At 73.3% G+C, this 16,997-nt stretch carries 15 protein-coding genes and 1 pseudogene; 7 read left to right on the top strand and 9 right to left on the bottom strand.

The window, feature by feature from the left end; translation table 11 throughout:
- Positions 1-8: 8 nt before the first annotated feature.
- Together ABGB21_RS06730 and ABGB21_RS06735 are read right to left on the bottom strand one after the other, a co-directional pair.
- Positions 9-980 (bottom strand): phosphotransferase, encoded by a 972-nt coding sequence (locus tag ABGB21_RS06730; RefSeq protein WP_347650987.1) that lies wholly within the window; start codon positions 978-980, stop codon positions 9-11.
- On the bottom strand, positions 967-1,470 hold the full coding sequence (locus ABGB21_RS06735) for a hypothetical protein (protein ID WP_347676799.1): 504 nt from the start codon (positions 1,468-1,470) through the stop codon (positions 967-969). Before ABGB21_RS06735 ends, ABGB21_RS06730 begins: the two co-directional genes overlap by 14 nt.
- A gap of 121 nt (positions 1,471-1,591) precedes the next feature.
- Here ABGB21_RS06735 and ABGB21_RS06740 point away from each other — a divergent pair, with 121 nt between their 5' ends.
- The 3 genes and pseudogenes from ABGB21_RS06740 to ABGB21_RS06750 form a co-directional block, all read left to right on the top strand.
- On the top strand, positions 1,592-2,134 hold the full coding sequence (locus tag ABGB21_RS06740) for a SigE family RNA polymerase sigma factor (protein WP_347650985.1): 543 nt from the start codon (positions 1,592-1,594) through the stop codon (positions 2,132-2,134).
- A complete protein-coding gene (locus ABGB21_RS06745) occupies positions 2,134-3,417 on the top strand; it encodes a hypothetical protein (protein WP_347676801.1) in 1,284 nt (427 codons plus the stop codon). Before ABGB21_RS06740 ends, ABGB21_RS06745 begins: the two co-directional genes overlap by 1 nt.
- 49 nt (positions 3,418-3,466) lie before the next feature.
- Positions 3,467-4,193, top strand: a pseudogene (locus tag ABGB21_RS06750) (FtsX-like permease family protein); the annotation flags it as partial.
- 58 nt (positions 4,194-4,251) lie between these two features.
- On the opposite strand, the gene ABGB21_RS06755 reads toward ABGB21_RS06750, so the two are convergent.
- Positions 4,252-5,091: a hypothetical protein gene (locus tag ABGB21_RS06755; protein WP_347676803.1), complete on the bottom strand. Its 840-nt coding sequence runs from the start codon at positions 5,089-5,091 to the stop codon at positions 4,252-4,254.
- A gap of 37 nt (positions 5,092-5,128) precedes the next feature.
- On the opposite strand from ABGB21_RS06755, the gene ABGB21_RS06760 reads away from it, so the two are divergent.
- Entirely contained in the window at positions 5,129-5,788 is a 660-nt protein-coding gene (locus tag ABGB21_RS06760; RefSeq protein WP_347676805.1) for a VC0807 family protein, read from the top strand.
- A 25-nt stretch (positions 5,789-5,813) separates the two neighbouring features.
- On the opposite strand, the gene ABGB21_RS06765 is transcribed toward ABGB21_RS06760, so the two are convergent.
- On the bottom strand, positions 5,814-6,335 hold the full coding sequence (locus ABGB21_RS06765; protein ID WP_347677169.1) for an HAD domain-containing protein: 522 nt from the start codon (positions 6,333-6,335) through the stop codon (positions 5,814-5,816).
- Positions 6,332-7,189 (bottom strand): peptidylprolyl isomerase, encoded by an 858-nt coding sequence (locus tag ABGB21_RS06770; protein ID WP_347650981.1) that lies wholly within the window; start codon positions 7,187-7,189, stop codon positions 6,332-6,334. The genes ABGB21_RS06765 and ABGB21_RS06770 overlap by 4 nt, the downstream gene beginning before the upstream one ends.
- 175 nt (positions 7,190-7,364) lie before the next feature.
- Here ABGB21_RS06770 and ABGB21_RS06775 point away from each other — a divergent pair, with 175 nt between their 5' ends.
- Together ABGB21_RS06775 and ABGB21_RS06780 are read left to right on the top strand one after the other, a co-directional pair.
- The gene (locus tag ABGB21_RS06775) at positions 7,365-8,159 is read left to right on the top strand and encodes a hypothetical protein (RefSeq protein WP_347676807.1); all 795 of its coding nucleotides are present in this window, start codon (positions 7,365-7,367) and stop codon (positions 8,157-8,159) included.
- Between the two features lie 147 nt (positions 8,160-8,306).
- Entirely contained in the window at positions 8,307-8,654 is a 348-nt protein-coding gene (locus ABGB21_RS06780) for a DUF6223 family protein (protein ID WP_347676809.1), read from the top strand.
- 20 nt (positions 8,655-8,674) lie between these two features.
- On the opposite strand, the gene ABGB21_RS06785 is transcribed toward ABGB21_RS06780, so the two are convergent.
- Together ABGB21_RS06785 and ABGB21_RS06790 are read right to left on the bottom strand one after the other, a co-directional pair.
- Entirely contained in the window at positions 8,675-9,337 is a 663-nt protein-coding gene (locus tag ABGB21_RS06785) for a response regulator transcription factor (RefSeq protein WP_347650978.1), read from the bottom strand.
- Complete coding sequence (locus ABGB21_RS06790) at positions 9,334-10,473, bottom strand: sensor histidine kinase (protein WP_347676811.1); 1,140 nt, start codon at positions 10,471-10,473, stop codon at positions 9,334-9,336. The genes ABGB21_RS06785 and ABGB21_RS06790 overlap by 4 nt, the downstream gene beginning before the upstream one ends.
- Positions 10,474-10,678: 205 nt before the next feature.
- Between ABGB21_RS06790 and ABGB21_RS06795 the strand changes: the two genes are divergently transcribed.
- On the top strand, positions 10,679-12,577 hold the full coding sequence (locus ABGB21_RS06795; RefSeq protein WP_347650976.1) for a heavy metal translocating P-type ATPase: 1,899 nt from the start codon (positions 10,679-10,681) through the stop codon (positions 12,575-12,577).
- On the opposite strand, the gene fdhF is transcribed toward ABGB21_RS06795, so the two are convergent.
- Both fdhF and ABGB21_RS06805 read right to left on the bottom strand, forming a co-directional pair.
- On the bottom strand, positions 12,549-15,233 hold the full coding sequence (gene fdhF / locus ABGB21_RS06800) for a formate dehydrogenase subunit alpha (RefSeq protein ID WP_347650975.1): 2,685 nt from the start codon (positions 15,231-15,233) through the stop codon (positions 12,549-12,551). The two genes, ABGB21_RS06795 and fdhF, sit on opposite strands and share 29 nt — an antisense overlap.
- The gene (locus tag ABGB21_RS06805) at positions 15,230-16,993 is read right to left on the bottom strand and encodes an NAD(P)H-dependent oxidoreductase subunit E (protein ID WP_347676813.1); all 1,764 of its coding nucleotides are present in this window, start codon (positions 16,991-16,993) and stop codon (positions 15,230-15,232) included. The genes fdhF and ABGB21_RS06805 overlap by 4 nt, the downstream gene beginning before the upstream one ends.
- Positions 16,994-16,997 lie beyond the last annotated feature (4 nt).

Genomic DNA, 16,997 nt, shown 5'->3' on the forward strand with positions numbered 1-16,997 from the left:
GGCGGTGCTCAGGGCGAGGGCGTGCCGACGAGTTCCCTGATCCGCCTGGCGCGGTTGGTCACGCCGGGGTGGTCGAGCGGGAGGTGGCGGGGCGGACCGAGCCAGCGGCAGAGTTGACGCAGCGCGAGCAGGATCGCGCTGCGCCGGATCGACTCCAGGTGGTCGGCGGGCAGCGGCTGGACCCGCTGGTAGCCGGTGAGCAGGGCGGGCAGCAGCCCGGGGGTCGTCCGGTCGTGCAGCCAGAAGTGGCCCAGGTCGAACGTCGGCTCGGCGCCCCGGATCTCGCCGAAGTCGATCAGACCGGTGTACCGGCCGTCGGCGCAGAAGACCTGGTCGAGGTCGAAGTCGCCGTGGGCGAGTCGGGCCTGTCCCGGTGGCTGTCGGCGCTCGTGCCCGACCAGGTCCGCGAGGGCGTCGAGGACCGGGGTGGGGAACAACGAGGCGAGCGGGCCGGGCCAGGGCGTTGGCAGGTACGACGCGACGAACGGTGGATAACTCGGGTGGTCCGCCTGCGGTGGCCACTGGCGGCCACGCCGTCGTATCCAACCGAACCCGTCGACCGGCACCTGGTTGAGCAGCGCGAGGTCGGCTCCGGCCGCCTCGACGACCGACGCGGCGTCCACGCCGGACCCGGTGCGGGTCGGTGCGGCGATGCCGGACAGCGGGAGGCCGGGAACCTCGGTGGTGACCATGGTCGAACGGCCGATCGCCGGGTTGAACGGTTCGACGTCGACCACCCGGGCGACCCGGACCCCCAGGTCGCACAGCCGCTGGTGCAGCTCGGCGTCGGTTTCCAGGTTGTCGTCGGCCTCCTCGGCGATCCGCAGGTAGAACGTCTCGGATCCCCGGGACAGCCGGTAGACCTGGGTGGAGACGCCCTCCGGGGTGCGCTGCCAGGTCACCGGGACCGAGGTGCCGAAGACCCGACGCAGCAGGACGTCGATCGCGGCGCCGTCCACGTCCGGCTTACGGGGCGACAACGGGCCTCCCGGTCTTCTCCCGGCCGGACACGGTCGCGTCCGGACCCGACGCTGCCGGCAGCGGCGCGACCCCGACCACCGCGATCAACTCGACCGGGAACTCGTTGTCGGCCTGGCCCACCGCGAGCCCGACCCAGCGGTCCGTTCCCGGCGGTCGCCAGACCAGCACCTCGCCGCTGACCTGGCTGAGCCGCTCGAACGGTTCCGGCGGTGTCGGATCCTCGGGCCGGAGGTACGCGGTCAGGTCCACCGGCACCGGCGTACCCCAGCGTGCCGTCAACGCGACCACCAGTGGTTGGCGGACGGCCTCGATCTCCCGATCGGCCGCCGCGTACCGCTCTTCGCCACGGTCGTCCCAGAAGTCGTGGGTGCGGTGCAGGACCGCCAGGTGGAAGTCGGTTTCGCTGTACCGCTCCGCCGCCTGTTCCACGCCGTCCGAAAAGGACAGTTTGAGTAGTTCGCCGATGAGATCCTGGTGTCCGTCGGTCACCCGGCCCATCCTGGCGGACGCGGTCGAGGCGCGGTGTCCCGGCGGGCACCGGCAAAAAACCTGCCGGCGCCGTGCAACCGGTCGAGTCGTCGAGGCGCACCTATCCGACGAGAGGAGCGGGATGCGACGCGACGAGAACGAGGACCGCCGCCAGTTCAGCGAGTACTTCGCGGCGCGGCGGGATGTGGTGCGGCGCAGCGCGTACCTGATGTGCGGCGACTGGCACTGGGCCGACGACCTGGCGCAGACGGCGTTCATCCGGCTCGCCGCCGCGTGGCACCGGGTACGCGACCCGAAGGCGCTGGACGCCTTCGTCCGGACCTGTCTGGTCCGGGCGTACCTGGCCGAAACCCGGCGGCTCTGGCGGCGGCGTGAGCGGGTCGTGGCGGACGCCCCCGACCCGGTCGACCCGGACGACTCGACCGAGGCGGCCACCCGGCGGGTGCTCTTCGCCAGGGCGTTGCGGCAGGTCCCACCCCGGCAACGGGTGACCCTGGTCTGCCGCTTCTACCACGAACTCGACGTGGCCGAGACCGCCGCCGTACTGGGGTGCTCGGAGGGAACGGTGAAGAGCCAGACGGCGCGTGGACTCGCCACGCTGCGCCGGGTGCTCGACGAAACGGTACCGAGCGGTGAACTGATCACGGTGGAGGAGCGAACCTGATGACCGGAATTCGGGAGATGTTCGAGGATGCGGCGGAGCAGCCGCCACCGACCCGGCTGCTCGCCGACGAGGTGTACGGCGCCGGCCGGCGCCGGTGGCGACGGCGCCGCGCCGTACTGGCCGGGGGCGGGGCGGCGGTCGCCACCTCGCTGGCCCTGGTGATCGCCGCCCTCGTCCTGCCCGGCGGTGCCGGTACGCCGGTCGCCGGCGATCCGTCACCGGGTACGACGGCGGCCGGCGACCGGGGCGTGTTGCCGGGCGACGGGATCGTCCAGTGGGTCGGTGCCGCCGACGTCCGGCACAGTTACGCCGCGCTGTCGACCTGCTCCCCGGAGCGTCAGCCGTGTCGCAAGACCGTCTGGCAGTTGGTCGGCTCCGACGACGGTGGCCGGAACTGGACCGTGCGTGGCGCCCCGGTCGACGTCGCTGCTCTGGCGGTGGTCGGCCCGGACGTGCTGATCGCCGAAACGCTGAACCCGGCCACGCCGGGAGCGCCGACGCTGATGAGCAGCCGGGACGGTGGCCGGAGCTGGCAGGCGCCGCAGGCCGGTCCGGAGGTGTCGACGGCGCCCCCCGGCCATCCGGTGCTCTGCCGACCGGTGCCGGGAACGGACTCGCAGTCCTCGGTGGCGCCCGCGCTGCGCTCCTGTGGGCTGTACGCGTTCGACCCGGCGTCGAACCGGCTCTCGCCGCTGGCCAACCGGCCCTCGTTGGTCCTCGGTAACCTGCTGGTGGTCCCGGGGGCGTCCGGCCGGCTCTGGGCGCCGGGCCTCGATCAGGCGACGGGTCGGCCCGCGGTCGCGATCAGTGGCGACGGCGGCCGTACCTGGTCCAGTCACGTCTTCACGGACGGACCGGCGTGCGGTACCGACGGCTGCGTCGCGCCGAAGGTCACTCCCGGTCCCGGGACCGACGGGTACGCCGTGATCAGCACCTTCTCCGAACAGGCGGTGCACCGCTACACGGCGGCCACCGGTTGGCGGCGGGCCACCGGCGTGGACGCGTTGCCGCTCGCTGACTCGGATCTCGGGTCGTTCGTGACGGCGGACGGCAGCCACGTGCTCTACCAGGGCAGCGGCCGGGACGGTTCGGGTGGGGGCTACCGGTTCTGGGCGGCCCGGGGCGGCGTGTCGGGGTACCGACCGGTCGAACTGGACGGTCTGCCGTCGCTGGCGGATCCGGTGGGCCGGACCGTCGACGGCCTCTACTACGCCCGGGACCCCGCGACCGGCATCCACGGCTCGACCGACGGCTGGCACTGGTTTCCCCTGAGCCGCCGCTGACCTGATCCTCCACCGGCCCGGTGTGCTGAGCACACCGGGCCGGGTGACCTATCCGGCGGTTGTCCTCGGCGACGTGGCGGCCCGCCGGCTCGACGTACCGGGGGTGGGGGTACGGGTGCGGCTCGGCGGGGAGTGGTTCGCCGTGTCGGCATCCTGGCGCCGGTGCCGTTGGCCGAGGACCTGGACTCGGCTGCGCTGGTGGGCTGGCAGACGGCCACGACGTTCCTGAAGTTCGACGGACATCCGACCCGGATCTACGTCCGGGCCACCGAGAGTCAGGTCGTGGCGGTGCGGGCGGTGCTCGGGCCGACGGCCAACCCACGGGCGCCGGGCGAGGTGGTGGTCTCCCGGCCGTCCGACGCGCTCGTCGCCCGACAGGCCACCGACTCGGCGATGCGCGGGCTGCGGCTCGGACTGGGGCGGTGGCGTTGCTGGTCGGCGGGGTCGGCATCGCCAACACGATGATCATCTCAGTGTTGGAGCGGCGGTCCGAGGTGGGGCTGCGCCGGGCGCTCGGCGCCACCCGTGGGCACGTACGGACCCAGTTCCTGGCCGAGTCGCTGCTGCTCTCCGCGCTGGGCGGGGTGGGTGGACTGCTGCTCGGGATCGGGGTCACCGGCGGGTACGCGTACGTCCAGGGCTGGCCGACCATGGTGCCGGCCTGGGCGACCGGCGGCGGGCTGGCGGCGACCCTGCTGATCGGCGCGGTCGCCGGGCTCTATCCGGCGGTCCGGGCCAGCCGGCTGACGCCGACCGAGGTGCTGGCCGCCGGCTGACCGTCGGAGTGCCCGGCGCCGACCGAGGCACCGGCCGCCGGCTGACCCGTCGCCGGGGTCAGGGCGTCGCCGCGTCGACCTGCCCGGCGACGTAGGCGACCGACGGGCCGGCGAACACCTGCTGCACCCGCTGGATCGCCTGCCACAGCGCGGGCAACGGCCAGTCCGGTGGCAGCAGCGTGGCGGGTAGCCGGGGAGCGCGCAGTGTGTCGACCATCGGGGCCCGCAGCAGTTCCGCGTATCGGCGCAGCGTCTCCGGACCGGGCTCCGGCGGGGTCGGCTGGGCCCGTACGGCGGCGTCGAGCGTGCGGACGTGGCCGGCGTACAGGTCCGCGAGATCGTCGAGATCCCAGGCGAGCAGGGCCGCCCGGGCGGCGTCCGGCTCCGACATCTCCAACCGGGCGACAAAGACGCGGACGTCCTCCGGTGGCTCGGCCAGCAGGTCGAGTTCCCCGGAGCGGTCCTGGAGGTTGACGAGTACGCCCTGCTGGAGCAGCCCGTACCCGAGGTGTACGGCGGCGCGGCGCAACCCGTCCCGGAAGGCGCGGCGGGACTCCGGCACCCGGTAGACCAGGGCGTGGAAGGAGCCGGTCCAGGTGGGTTGCGGGTCCCCGGCCCCCTGGCGGATCCGGTCGAAGCGGCGCCCGTACTCGCCGGTGAGGCGGTAACCGACGCCGCGACCCCGGCGGACGCTCTCCAGTTTGCCTTCCTGGCGCATCCGCAGCAGCAGGGCGCGGGCGGCGGCCTCGGTCAGGCCGAAGTCGCCGAGCAGGCGGGTCAGCACGGTGCCGGGCAGTTCGGGGCGTTGGGCGACCCCGAACAGGAACGGGACCAGCGAGGACGACCGTCCGGTGGGGACGGTGCCCCGACCCGACTCAGATGCTACATTCTCTTGCACGTTCGTGAGAATATTCGTTCAAAGTCGGGAGGGTGTCATGGGGAAGCTCCGAGCCGTCCTGTGGAGTTGGGGTCCCACGATCCTGTTCAACGCGTTCCTGCCCTTCCTGACGTACGGGATGCTGACCGACCGGGGAATGAGCGAACTCTCCGCCCTGGCGGTCAGCGCGGTCTGGCCGGCGGTCGAGGTGGCGGCGCTGTTCGCGATCCGACGCCGGATCGACGAGATCGGCGTACTGAGCCTGCTCATCATCGCCCTCGGGGTGGTCTCCGCGCTCGCCCTGCAGGACGAACGGCTCGTACTGATCAAGGACTCCGCGGTGACCGGCCTCTTCGGGCTTGTCCTGCTCGGCTCGTTGCTGGCACCCCGACCGCTGATGTTCTACTTCGGCCGGAAGTTCGCCACCGACGGGTCGGCCGAAAAACTGGCGTGGTGGAACGGCCTGTGGCGGTACGCCGGCTTCCGGCGTACCCAGCGGATCCTGACCGTGGTCTGGGGAGTCACGTTCGTGGTCGAGGCGGCGGCCCGGATCGAACTGACCGAGCTGCTCTCCGTCGACACGATGGTGGCGGTCTCGGCCGTCCTGCCGTACGTCGTCACCGCCGCCCTGGTCACCTGGACGATCCTCTACACCAGGCGGGCCCGTGCCCGGGCTGGTCAGGCCGCCGTCGCCCCGGTCGCCGAACCGGCGGCCTGAGCGCGTCTCGCCGGAACCCCGACGCTCAGCCGGCGAGCCCGCGCAGCCAGTCGGCGATACGTCGGACGTCGCTCTCCACCAGGCCGAGGTGTGGTTCGACCCGGTACAGCAGTGCCGGACCCGGATGGTGCGCCGCCACCCAGGCCCGATCCAGGTCGGTGATCTCGTCGTCCACCCAGACGAAGGTACGGCCGGCCGTCCGGTCGACCAGCCCGGCGGTCTTCCAGTGCAGGCCGGGTACGGGCGGCCCGGATCCGGCCGGCTCGTCGGGCCAGTCGACCACCGGCAGGGCGGGCAGGCCGAGCCGAGGGGACAGCTCGGTGTTCGCCTCGTCCATCCAGGTCGTGGCCCAGACGAGCTGGCCGGGCAGGGCCGCCAGCCGGGGCCCGAGTGCCGGGTCGAGCCGGGCCAGCAGCGGGTTGCCGGGCTCCTCCGTCGGCGTCGACCACCTGGTTTGGTTGACGGGTGACGTCCGTCCGCCACCGAATGGGATGAGCGTGCCGTCGACGTCGAGGAAGATCAGCGGGAAACTCGTCGTCAAGCTCAGCCCACGGTCAGGGTCCGGATGTTCAACGGGGTGTTCGGCGCACCGCCGCCGACCTCGCCGAACGAGTTGTCGTGCCCGCCGGCGGCGACCCGGTCGACGATGTCGAGCCCGGCGTTGACCGTACCGAACGGGGTGTACTGCGGCGGCAGTTCACTGTCCTTGAAGATGATGAAGAACTGGCTGCTGTTGGTGTTCGGCTCGCCGATGTTCGCCATCGCCACCACGCCCCGGGTGTACTTCGCGCCGGTCAGGTTCTCGTCCGCGAAGCGGTAGTCCGGGCCGCCCCGGCCGGTGCCGGTCGGGTCGCCGCACTGCAGGACGAAGATGCCCTCGGTGACCAGGCGGTGGCACCGGCTCTCGTCGAAGAACTTCTTGTCGGCGAGGTGCTGGAAACTCGCCACCGTACACGGGGTCTTGGCCCGGTCCATGGTGATGGCGATCGGCCCGAGGCCGGTATTGATCTGCATGGTGGCGGTACCGGTCTGCGGTGCGGAGTCGAAGTCCGGCATGCCGACCGCCTTGATCTCCGGGCCACCCTCCATCTTGCTGGCCTGGCAGGAGAGCGGCTGAGCCGGCAGCGGCGCGTCCGAGGTCGGCTCGACCCGTACCTCGGACCAGTAGTACGCCCCGAAGCCGACGCAGCCGGCGCCGACGCAGAGCAGCGCCACCACGCCCGCGACGATCAGCCCGATCACCAGCGGGCGCCGGCTCTTCTTCGCTGGCGGCGCCCCCGTCGGGTACGACGGCCCGGCCGCCGCTCCCGACGGCGTGGGCTGACCGGTCGGCCAGGGCTGGCCGGCTCCGGCCGATGAGGTGGGACCGTGCTGCGGGGGTTCGAGGGGCGGTTGGCTCACCCGGCCACCCTACCGATCGGCTGTGCCGAACGGGCGCCCGCCCGGCCGGCCCGGCTTCCATGAAAGATCTGAGATCTTGAATAGAAACAGTCGCGGTAACGACGGTTACCATCCAAGATCTCGGATCTTGGGGTCGGGGTCGGCGCGGGGGAGGATGAGCCGTATGCGGGTGACGATGGCGAGTGTTGCCGCGGGGAAGGCCGGCCGGGGCAACGAGGACTTTGTCGGTGCCGTACCCACGGCGGTCGTGCTCACCGACGGGGCCGGTGGGGTGGCCGGCGCCGAACTGGTCTGCCGGCACGACGTCGGCTGGTACGCCACCCGGCTCGGCACGGAACTGCTCACCCTCCTACCAGGTCACCCCGAATCGCCCCTCCCCGTACTGCTCGCCGAGGCGATCGAGCGGGTCACGGACGCCCACCGGGGCGGCTGCGACGTCACCGATCCGCGCAGCCCGTGGGCGGCGGTGGCGATGCTGCGCCTCGTCGACGACCGGGTCGACCACCTTGTCCTCGGCGACGCGACGCTGGTCCTCGACCGGGTCGGCGGGCCGGTGGTGGTCACCGATCACCGGGAGGCGACGATTTGCCAGCCGTACGAGGAGCGGCTGGCCACGCTTGTCGAGGGCAGCGCCGAGTACGAGCAGGTGTATCGCGAGGCGGTCACCGTGGTCCGGGACAGCCGCAACCGACCGGGCGGCTACTGGGTGGCCAAGGAGGATCCCCGGGCGGCGGAGCAGGCGTACACCGGAAGCTGTCCGGTCGCCGAGCTGTCCGGTGCGGTGCTGCTCAGCAACGGCGCCAGCCGGATCGAGGACCGGTTCGGGCTCGCCGACTGGCCGGAGGTCCTGGCGATCCTCGGCGCGGACGGGCCTGGCGAAATCATCCGGCGGGTGCGGGAGGCGGAGGCACGTGGGGCGGTGCCGGCGGACGACGCCACCATCGCCCACTGCACCGACCCCGCCCCATGAGCCGGCTGGGGACAACTCCGGGGGTACGACGAGCGGCGCAGCCGCAACCCGGGTGGTAGCCGAACCGGCAACTCCGGCATGACGACCGGTGACCACACCGCTACATACGCTTCCGCTGTACGTGTCATACCAGCGGAAGGACCTCCGATGAACGTCAGTAACCTGCTTGTCGCCGCCGATGCATACACGATGAGCGCCGGGCGGATCGGCTCCCTCGTCGCCGGCGTGTTCGGGCTGGCCGGTGTGGTTGTCGGCGGGCTGGCGCTGGCCCGCCCCGCCAGTCGGATCGGCGTCGGCTCCGGTCCGCTCGGCGCCACCGTCGCCCTGCTGGCGGGACTGCTCTCCATGGTCGGCGGTGGCCTGGTCGTGGCCACCTCCGACGGTGGCCTCGGCACCGGCAACGGGCGCGGTGGCGGCTACGTCGCCCTGGTGCTCGGGCTGGTCGCGGTCGCGCTCGGCGGGCTGGCCCTGCTCCGCTCCCGACGAACCGCCTGACGGCCAACGCGCGGGGCTGTTCAGGAGCGGGCGGCCCAGCCGGGGACGGTCAGCCCCGACTCGTACGCGAGGATCACCAGTTGGGCCCGGTCCCGTACCCCGGTCTTCGTCATGATCCGGCTGACGTGGGTCTTGGCGGTGGCCGGGCTCAGCACCAGCCGCTGCGCGATCTCGTCGTTGGAGAGCCCGGCGGCGACCAGCGCCATCACCTCCCGCTCCCGCTCGGTGAGCCCGCCCAGTCGGGGGCCCGGGTCCGGGTGGCTGGCCCGGGCACTGAACTCGGCGATCAGCCGGCGGGTGATCGACGGCGCGATCAGGGCGTCGCCCCGGGCCACCACCCGCACGGCGTGGATCAGCTCCGTCGGCTCGGTGTCCTTGACCAGGAAACCGCTGGCGCCGGCCCGTAGCGCGGCGTAGACGTACTCGTCGAGGTCGAAGGTGGTCAGGATGATCACCCGGACGCCCGCCATCGGGCTGATCTCCCGGGTGGCGGCGAGGCCGTCCAGGACCGGCATCCGGATGTCCATCAGGACGACGTCCGGCCGCAGTTGCCGGGCGAGGCGTACCGCCGTGGCACCGTCGGCGGACTCGCCGACCACCTCGATCCCGTCCTCACCGTCCAGGATGGACCGAAAGCCGGCCCGGACCAGGGTCTGGTCGTCGGCGAGCAGCAGTCGGATCATTTCACCGCCTCCGCGGGTACTCGTCCGGGGCGCAACGGCAGGCGGGCGCGTACCCGGAAACCGCCGTCGGGCCGGGGGTCGGCGGTCAGCGAACCGCCCAGCGCCCGGGCGCGCTCGCCCATGCCGACGATTCCGTTGCCCGGCGGGCCGGGCACGGCGTCGCCGTTGTCCTCGACCTCCACCAGCAGCGTGTTCTCGTCGGGTCGGACCCGGACCACGGCGGTGGTCGCGCCGGCGTGCCGGGTCACGTTGGTGAGCGCCTCCTGGACGATCCGGTACGCCGCCAGGTCGACCTCCGACGGAAGCTCTCGACCCCCGGCCAGTTCGGTGTGGACGGTCAGGCCGGACCGCTCGGCCGTCGTGACCAGCTCGTCGAGTCGGTGCAACCCGGGCGGGGGAGCGGTCGGCGCCGCCTCATTCTGCCGCAGCACCCCCAGGGTGGTACGCAGTTCGCGCAGCGTCTCCCGGCTCGTCTCTTTGATCGCGGTCAACGCCTGCGCGGACCGCTCCGGGTCGGGCCGGTGCAGCGCGGCACTCGCCTGCACGTTGATCAGCGACAGGTGGTGGCCGAGTACGTCGTGCAGCTCGCGGGCGATCCGCAGCCGCTCCTCGGTGGCCCGGCGCCGGCCCTCCTCCTCGGTACGCCGTTCGGCGGCCAGCGCCCGGGCCGCCGCCTCGGCGAGATACGCCCGCCGGTTACGGGTCACCCCGACGATGACGGCGACCAGCCAACCGACGTGCAGCAGCGTCGCGCCGTTCGCGGTGTTCCGGTCGTAGCCGTCCGCGACCGCGAAGGCGACCACCGAACCGAGGCCGAGCCCGATCGCGGCGGCGAGATGTCCCTCGTCGACGACGGTGTAGAGCGCCACGACAAACACCAGCATGATCGGGCCGGGCCGGTGCAGCAGCAGCCCGTAGGCACCGACCGCGGCCAGCGCCACCAGGCCCACGACCACCGGATGGCGGCGGCGCAGGCACAGCGCGGCGGAGGAAGCGAGCACGATCGGCAGTGCCGCCCACTCGGCGGCGGTGTCGAGACCGTCAGCCTGCACGATCAGGCCGCCGAGCGCGACCAGGCCGACGGCGAGCACCAGGGTCGGGTTCGCGGCCCGGCCCTGCCATCGCCAGGTCAACATGGGCCGAGCGTACCCACGGCACGCTCGGCTATCGGCCCCGGCGAGATCGCACGGTCAGCCGCCGGTCGACCCCGGCGACGAAACCCACCAGGCGGAATGTCCGCCAGATCCCACTGGATCGGCTGATTGGCCTGGTCAGGGCTTCTGTGGTTGAGACGCTGGTGACGCCGGGCTCGGGCAGCCGGCGTCGTCAGGGGGTGAACGCGTGGGTCGCGCGGCTGATGGGTCGGCGGCCGGACGGTGGCGCAGATGGCGTGACTTCGTACCGGCGGTCGCGCTGACGATGCTGGTGCTGGCCGGTGCGGGCCTGTGGCTCGCCGACCTGCGCCACGCGGCGAACGGGTGCTGGGCCGCCGCCGCACTGGTGACCCTGCTGGTGACGTTGCGCTGGATGGTCCAGGCGTTGCGGCAGCACCGGATCGGGGTGGACGTGGTCGCCACCCTGGCGATGGTCAGCTCGCTGGTGGCGCGGGAGTACCTGGCCGGGGCCGTGGTGGCGCTGATGCTGGCCACCGGACACACGCTGGAGGTGTACGCGCAGGGGAGGGCGAAACGGGACCTGCACGCCCTGCTGGCCCGGGCACCACGGACAGCCCGGCGTCGCGGGCCGGACGGGGATCTCCAGGTTGTCGAGGCCGACCAGGTGCGTACGGGTGACCGGCTGCTGGTGGGTCCGGGTGACGTCGTACCGGTCGACGGCGTCGCCGAGGACCCGGCGACGCTCGACGAGTCCGTGGTGACCGGCGAGTCCCGACCCGTGGAACGGCGGGCCGGGGAGCGGCTGGCCAGCGGGGTGGTGAACGCCGGGGCGGCGTTCGGCCTGCGGGCGGCGGCGACCGCCGGCGAGAGTACGTACGCGGGCATCGTCCGGCTGGCGGAGGCGGCGAACGCGCAGAAGGCGCCGATGGTACGGCTGGCCGACCGGTACGCGGCGGCGTTCGTACCGTTCACCCTGGCCGTGGCCGCGATCGCGTGGGGCCTGTCCGGCCGGTTCGTCCACGCGGTGGCGGTGCTGGTGGTGGCGACGCCGTGTCCGCTGCTGCTGGCGACCCCGATCGCGATCGTCTCCGGCCTGTCGCGGGCGGCCCGGATCGGCGTACTGGTCCGCGACGGCGGTTCGCTGGAGTCGCTGGGTCGGGCCCGGACCCTGCTGGTGGACAAGACCGGCACGCTCACGACCGGTCGGCCGCAGCTGGCCGAGGTGGTGACCGTGGCGGGTGGTGACCGGGACGAGTTGTTGCGGCTGGCCGCGTCGGTCGAGCAGCTGTCGTCGCACGTGGTGGCCGCGGCGGTGGTGCGGGCGGCCAGGGAGCGGGGTATGCGGCTGGTCGTACCCGAGCAGGTGACCGAGGAGGCCGGGCAGGGAGTGTCCGGTCAGGTCGACGGCCGGCTGGTGCGGGTGGGGCAGCACGGTGCCGAGCTGCCGGACTGGGCGGTACGCGAGCGGCAGCGCGCGGAGTCGGACGGCCGGTCGACAGTCTGGGTGAGTCTGGACGGCATGCTCGCCGGGGCGCTGCTGCTGCGGGATCCGGTACGCCCGGACGCCGGGGAGACGGTGCGGCGGCTGCGGGAGGCCGGCTTCTCCCGGGTGATCATGCTGACCGGGGACCGGCCGGAGGTTGCCGAGCGGGTGGCGCGAGCGGTCGGGGTGGACGACGTGGTGGCCCGGTGTCCTCCGCAGGAAAAGGTCGCCCGGGTACGGGCGGAGTCCGAGCGTGCGGTGACGGTGATGGTCGGGGACGGGATCAACGACGCGCCCGCCCTGGCGACGGCCGGGGTCGGGGTCGCGCTCGGGGCGACCGGTGCCACCGCGTCGGCGGATGTCGCCGACGCCGTGCTGTCGGTGGATCGGCTGGACCGGCTCGCCGACGCGGTGGAGATCGCCCGCAGGTCCCGGGTGATCGCGGTGCAGAGCGCGGTCGCCGGGATGGGCATGGCGGCGGTCGCGATGGTCGCCGCCGCGTTCGGGCTCCTTCCCCCGGTGGCCGGCGCGTTCCTCCAGGAGGGCATCGACGTGCTCGTGATCCTCAACGCGTTGCGTGCGCTCGGCGGCCGGCGACGGGCCGACCGCCGAGCTAGCCCGGCCGCAGCGCCACGGCGGTGACCTTGTATTCCGGGCAGCCGGTGGTGGTGTCGGCGCAGTCGGAGGTGAGGGCGTTGGTGGGCCGGTCGGGGAAGGCGAAGGTGGTGAAGACCTGGCCGGGGGCGACGGTGTCGGTGAGGCTGACCGGAAAGGTCACCCGGGCGCGTCGGCTGGTCACCTCGACCAGGTCACCGTCGGCGAGCCCGAGCCGGGCCGCGTCGTCCGGATGCACGTCCAGCACCTCGCGCGGGAAGAGGTCCAGGTTCGGGGTACGGCGGCTCATCGACCCGCTGTTGTAGTGCGCCAGCCGCCGGCCGGTGACGAGCACGAACGGAAAGGACCGGTCGGGTTGTTCGCCGGGCGGCAGGTAGTGCCGTGCCGCCAGGGCGGCCCGACCGTCCCGGGTGGCGAACCGGTCGAGGTGGAGCCGTGCCTCTCCGGGCTGGTCCGGTCCGCGGCAGGGCCAGTGCAGCGGCCCGTCCCGGTCGAGTCGTTCGTGCGAGATCCCGGCGAAGGTCGGGGTCAGGGTGGCGCACTCGGCCATCGCGTCGGCCGGGGTCGGGCAGCCGAGGTCGGCGCCCATCCGCCGGGCGACCAGGTGGAGGATGTCGAAGTCGGTCCTGGCCTGCCCGGGCGGCGCCAGCGCCGGGTGGACCCGCTGGACACGACGCTCGAAGTTGACGAAGGTCCCGTCCTTCTCCAGGAAGGAGACGGCGGGCAGGACCACGTCGGCGTGTTCGGCGGTGCGGGACAGGAACAGGTCGTGACAGACGACGAGGTCGCACGCGGCCAGCGCGGCCTGGACGCGGCGGGTGTCGGGGTCGGTCTGGGCGATGTCCTCGCCGATGACGTACAGCGCGTGGAGCCGGCCGGTGGTGGCGGCGTCGAACATGTCCAGGATCCGCAGCCCGGGCCGTTCCGGCACGTCGACGCCCCAGGCGCGGGAGAAGCGGGCCCGGACGCCGCCGTCGGTGACGGGCTGGTAGCCGGGGAGCAGGTCCGGTAGCGCGCCCATGTCGGACGCCCCCTGGACGTTGTTCTGGCCGCGCAGGGTGAGCACCCCGCAGCCGTCCGGGGTGCCGACCGAGCCGGTGAGGATCGCCAGGTTCGCCAGGGTGCGGACGCCGTCGGTGCCGTGGGTGTGTTCGGTGATCCCGAGGCCGTAGACGATCGCCGGCCGGGAGGCGCCGCCGTACAGGAGGGCAGCCTGCTGCAGCACTGCGGCGTCGACGCCGGCCAGCCGGGCGACGCGGTCGAGGGGGTAGTCACGGAGCAGTTCGGCGAGTTCGGCGAACCCGCTGACCCGGTCGCGGACGAAGGTCCGGTCGACGTGGCCGTTGTCCAGCAGGGCGCGGGCGATGCCGTTGAAGACGGCCACGTTCGTACCCGGCCGGGCCCGCACGTGTACGTCGGCGACGTCGACCAGGTCGATCCGGCGCGGGTCGACGACGACGAGCCGGGCACCGTCGAGGACCCGCTGTTTGATCCGGGCACCGACGACCGGGTGGGCTTCGGTCGGGTTCGCCCCGGCGACGAGGATGCAGTCGGCCCGGTCGAGGTCGTCGAACGGGTTGGTGCCGCCGGCCATGCCGAACGAGGCGGTCAGGCCGGCCGCCGACGGCGAGTGGCAGAGCCGGGAGCAGTTGTCGATGTTGTTGGTGCCGAGGACGGTCCGGGCGAACTTCTGGGCCAGGTAGTTCTCCTCGTTCGTTGCCCGCGCCGAGGAGACCACCCCGATCGCGTCGCCGCCGTACCGGTCCCGGACGGCGGTCAGCCCGGCCGCCACCACGTCCAGCGCCTCCTCCCAGGTGGCCGCCCGGAGTGGCGAGCCGCGCCCGGCGGTACGGACCAGCGGGGTGGTGAGTCGGTCCCGGGAGCGGGTGAAGGCGTGCGCGAAGCGGCCCTTGACGCAGGCGTGGCCCCGGTTGACCGGGGCGCCGTGGACCGGGGTGATCGCGGCGACCCGCTCGGCCCGGACGTGCACCCGCAACGCGCAGCCGACTCCGCAGTAGCCGCAGGTCGTGGCGACGGTGCGGTCGATCGGCGCCGGGTCGAGCAGCCCGGGCTCGGCCAGCGCCCCGGTCGGGCAGCTGTCGACACAGCCACCGCAGCCCACGCAGGGCGACGAGAGCCACCGCTCGCCGGTGCCGGCCACGACCACCGTGTCGAACCCCCGCCCGGCCAGGGAGAGCGCGAAGGTGCCCTGCACCTCGGCGCACATCCGCACACACCGACCGCAGGCGATGCAGAGGTCGCGGTCGAGTTTCACGTACGGGTGCGAGTGGTCGACGCCCCGGGCGTGGCCGGAGCCGTGGAACTGGCTTCCGGTGATCCCGAAGTGTTGGCAGGCCCGGACCAGTTCGCTGCGGTCGGCAGGGATCTGGAGCGCCCGGGGCGGCTGTTCGGAGACGAGCAGTTCCAGCGCCAGCCGGGCCGCGCCGGCGGCCTTCGGGTCGTCGGTCCGGACCACCATGCCCTCCCGGGCGGGCAGGGTGCAGGAGGTGACCGGCGGGCCGCCGTCGACGCTGACCAGGCAGACCCGACAGGAACCCTGCGGGGAGATCCGCTCGTCGAAGCAGAGCCCGGGCAGGCCGGTGCCGGCCGCCCGCGCGGCGGCCAGCACACTGGTCGCTTCGGGGACCTCGACGGGCCGGTCGTCAACCGTCAACCGGATCACGGCGACGACCGGGCGAGCTCGTCGGAGTAAACCCTGGTCACGTTCCGTACGGCGCACGCCACCCCTCGCCCGAACGCACAGAGGCTGGCCGTGTCGAGCACCTCCAGCAGCGGCTCCTGCCGGGTCAGCAGCTCCGCCGCCCGACCCGGCCTGCCGGGCCCGGACGCCGACGCGCCGTTGAGCTGAGTCCCGCCGATCCGCTCGGCGAGTTCCAGGCCCCGACGGGTGCCGACCCGGCACGGCGTACAGGCGCCGCAGCTCTCGGCCGCGCCGAACGCCCACTCGTGCCGCAGGATCGCCGCCGCCGGCATCGCCGTGTCGAACGCGATCAGGCTCGCATGTCCCAGCGGCACCCCGGCCTCGGCCAACGGCCCGGTCAGCAGCGGCAGGTCGAGCTGGTCCGGGGTGAGGAAACCGCCGAGGGGGCCGCCGACCTGCACCGAGCGCAGGGTGTGTCCGTCCCGCAGACCGCCGCCGAGGTCCTCCACCAGGTATCGCAGCGGCACACCGTACTCGACCTCGTAGACGCCGGGACGGCGGAACAGCTGGCTCAGGCAGACCAGCTTGGTGCCCGGCTCGTCGGGATGGCCGAGGCGGGCGTACGCGGCTCCGCCGTGCCGTACCACCCACGGGATGGCGGCCAGCGTCTCCACGTTGTGCAACACGGTCGGCCGGCCGAGGAACCCGCTGCTGGTCGGGTACGGGGGGCGGGGGCGGGCGTCGCCGCGCAGCCCGGAGACGGTGTGCATCAACGCCGTCTCCTCGCCCGCCACGTACGACCCGGCGCCCTCGACCACCGCCACGTCGAAGTCGAACCCGGAGCCGTGGATCCGCCGGCCGAGGTGTCCGGCCGCCCGTGCCTCGGTCACCGCCGTACACATCCGAGCGACGGCCGCCGGGTACTCGGAGCGGACGAGCACCAGCCCCCGGTGCGCGCCGGTGGCGAACGCCGCCAGGGCCAGCCCTTCGAGGATCCGGTGCGGGTCCTGCTCCATCAGCAACCGGTCGCAGTACGAACCGGGATCGCCCTCGTCGCCGTTCGCGACCACGTACCGTGGCCCCGGTTCGGCGGCGGCCATCGCCCACTTGTTCGCCGTCGGGAACCCGGCACCGCCCCGCCCGCGCAGCCCGGACGCCTCGACCTCACGGTGCACCCGCTCCGGTGCACCGCCGGTCACCACCGCCGGCCACACCTGCCACTCGCCCTCGGTGCCGAGCAGTCCGGCCAGCACCACCGGCGGATCGGCCAGACTCCGGTACGGGATCGGCGGCGGTGGAACCCGAACCGACGCGGCGGACCCGGTGCCGGAGCCGGGCGGCTTGTCCAGCAGCCCGCCCAGGGTCGGGCCGGTGCCAGCCTGGTCGCCGTCGAGCACCGCCGGTGAGTCGTAGCAGTATCCCAGGCAGCGGACCGCCTGCACCGACACCGATCCGTCGGCAGCGCACGTGCCCCGGGCCACCCCCAGCACCTGTTCCAGGTCCCGGATGTGCCGGCCGCCGGTGCTGGCGAAACACGAGGTCCCCTCGCAGACCCGGACGTGCCGCCGACCACGGCGCCCCTCGGCGAAGTCGGCGTAGAAGGACGCCGTCGCGGTCACCGCCGCCACCGGTAACCCGAGTTCCTCCGCGAGCCGGGTCAGGTCGGCAGAGCCGATCTCGCCCCGCTCCCGCTGAACCTCACGCAACCGCTCCAGCAGCGAGGTGCCCGGCCGGGCCACGCGTGCCTGCAGGCCGACGAAGACCTCTCTCGGCTCGGTCACCACC

This window comes from Plantactinospora sp. B24E8, assembly GCF_039871735.1.
In the GTDB taxonomy this organism is placed as follows: Bacteria; Actinomycetota; Actinomycetes; order Mycobacteriales; family Micromonosporaceae; genus Plantactinospora.

Bases quoted from the DNA above. Each gene is read 5' to 3' on its own strand.
- ABGB21_RS06790 (WP_347676811.1), bottom strand. From the start codon at position 10,473: ATGTTGACCTGGCGATGGCAGGGCCGGGCCGCGAACCCGACCCTGGTG.
- ABGB21_RS06775 (WP_347676807.1), top strand. From the start codon at position 7,365: ATGGCGAGTGTTGCCGCGGGGAAGGCCGGCCGGGGCAACGAGGACTTT.
- ABGB21_RS06780 (WP_347676809.1), top strand. From the start codon at position 8,307: ATGAACGTCAGTAACCTGCTTGTCGCCGCCGATGCATACACGATGAGC.
- ABGB21_RS06745 (WP_347676801.1), top strand. From the start codon at position 2,134: ATGACCGGAATTCGGGAGATGTTCGAGGATGCGGCGGAGCAGCCGCCA.
- ABGB21_RS06785 (WP_347650978.1), bottom strand. From the start codon at position 9,337: ATGATCCGACTGCTGCTCGCCGACGACCAGACCCTGGTCCGGGCCGGC.
- ABGB21_RS06760 (WP_347676805.1), top strand. From the start codon at position 5,129: ATGGGGAAGCTCCGAGCCGTCCTGTGGAGTTGGGGTCCCACGATCCTG.
- ABGB21_RS06740 (WP_347650985.1), top strand. From the start codon at position 1,592: ATGCGACGCGACGAGAACGAGGACCGCCGCCAGTTCAGCGAGTACTTC.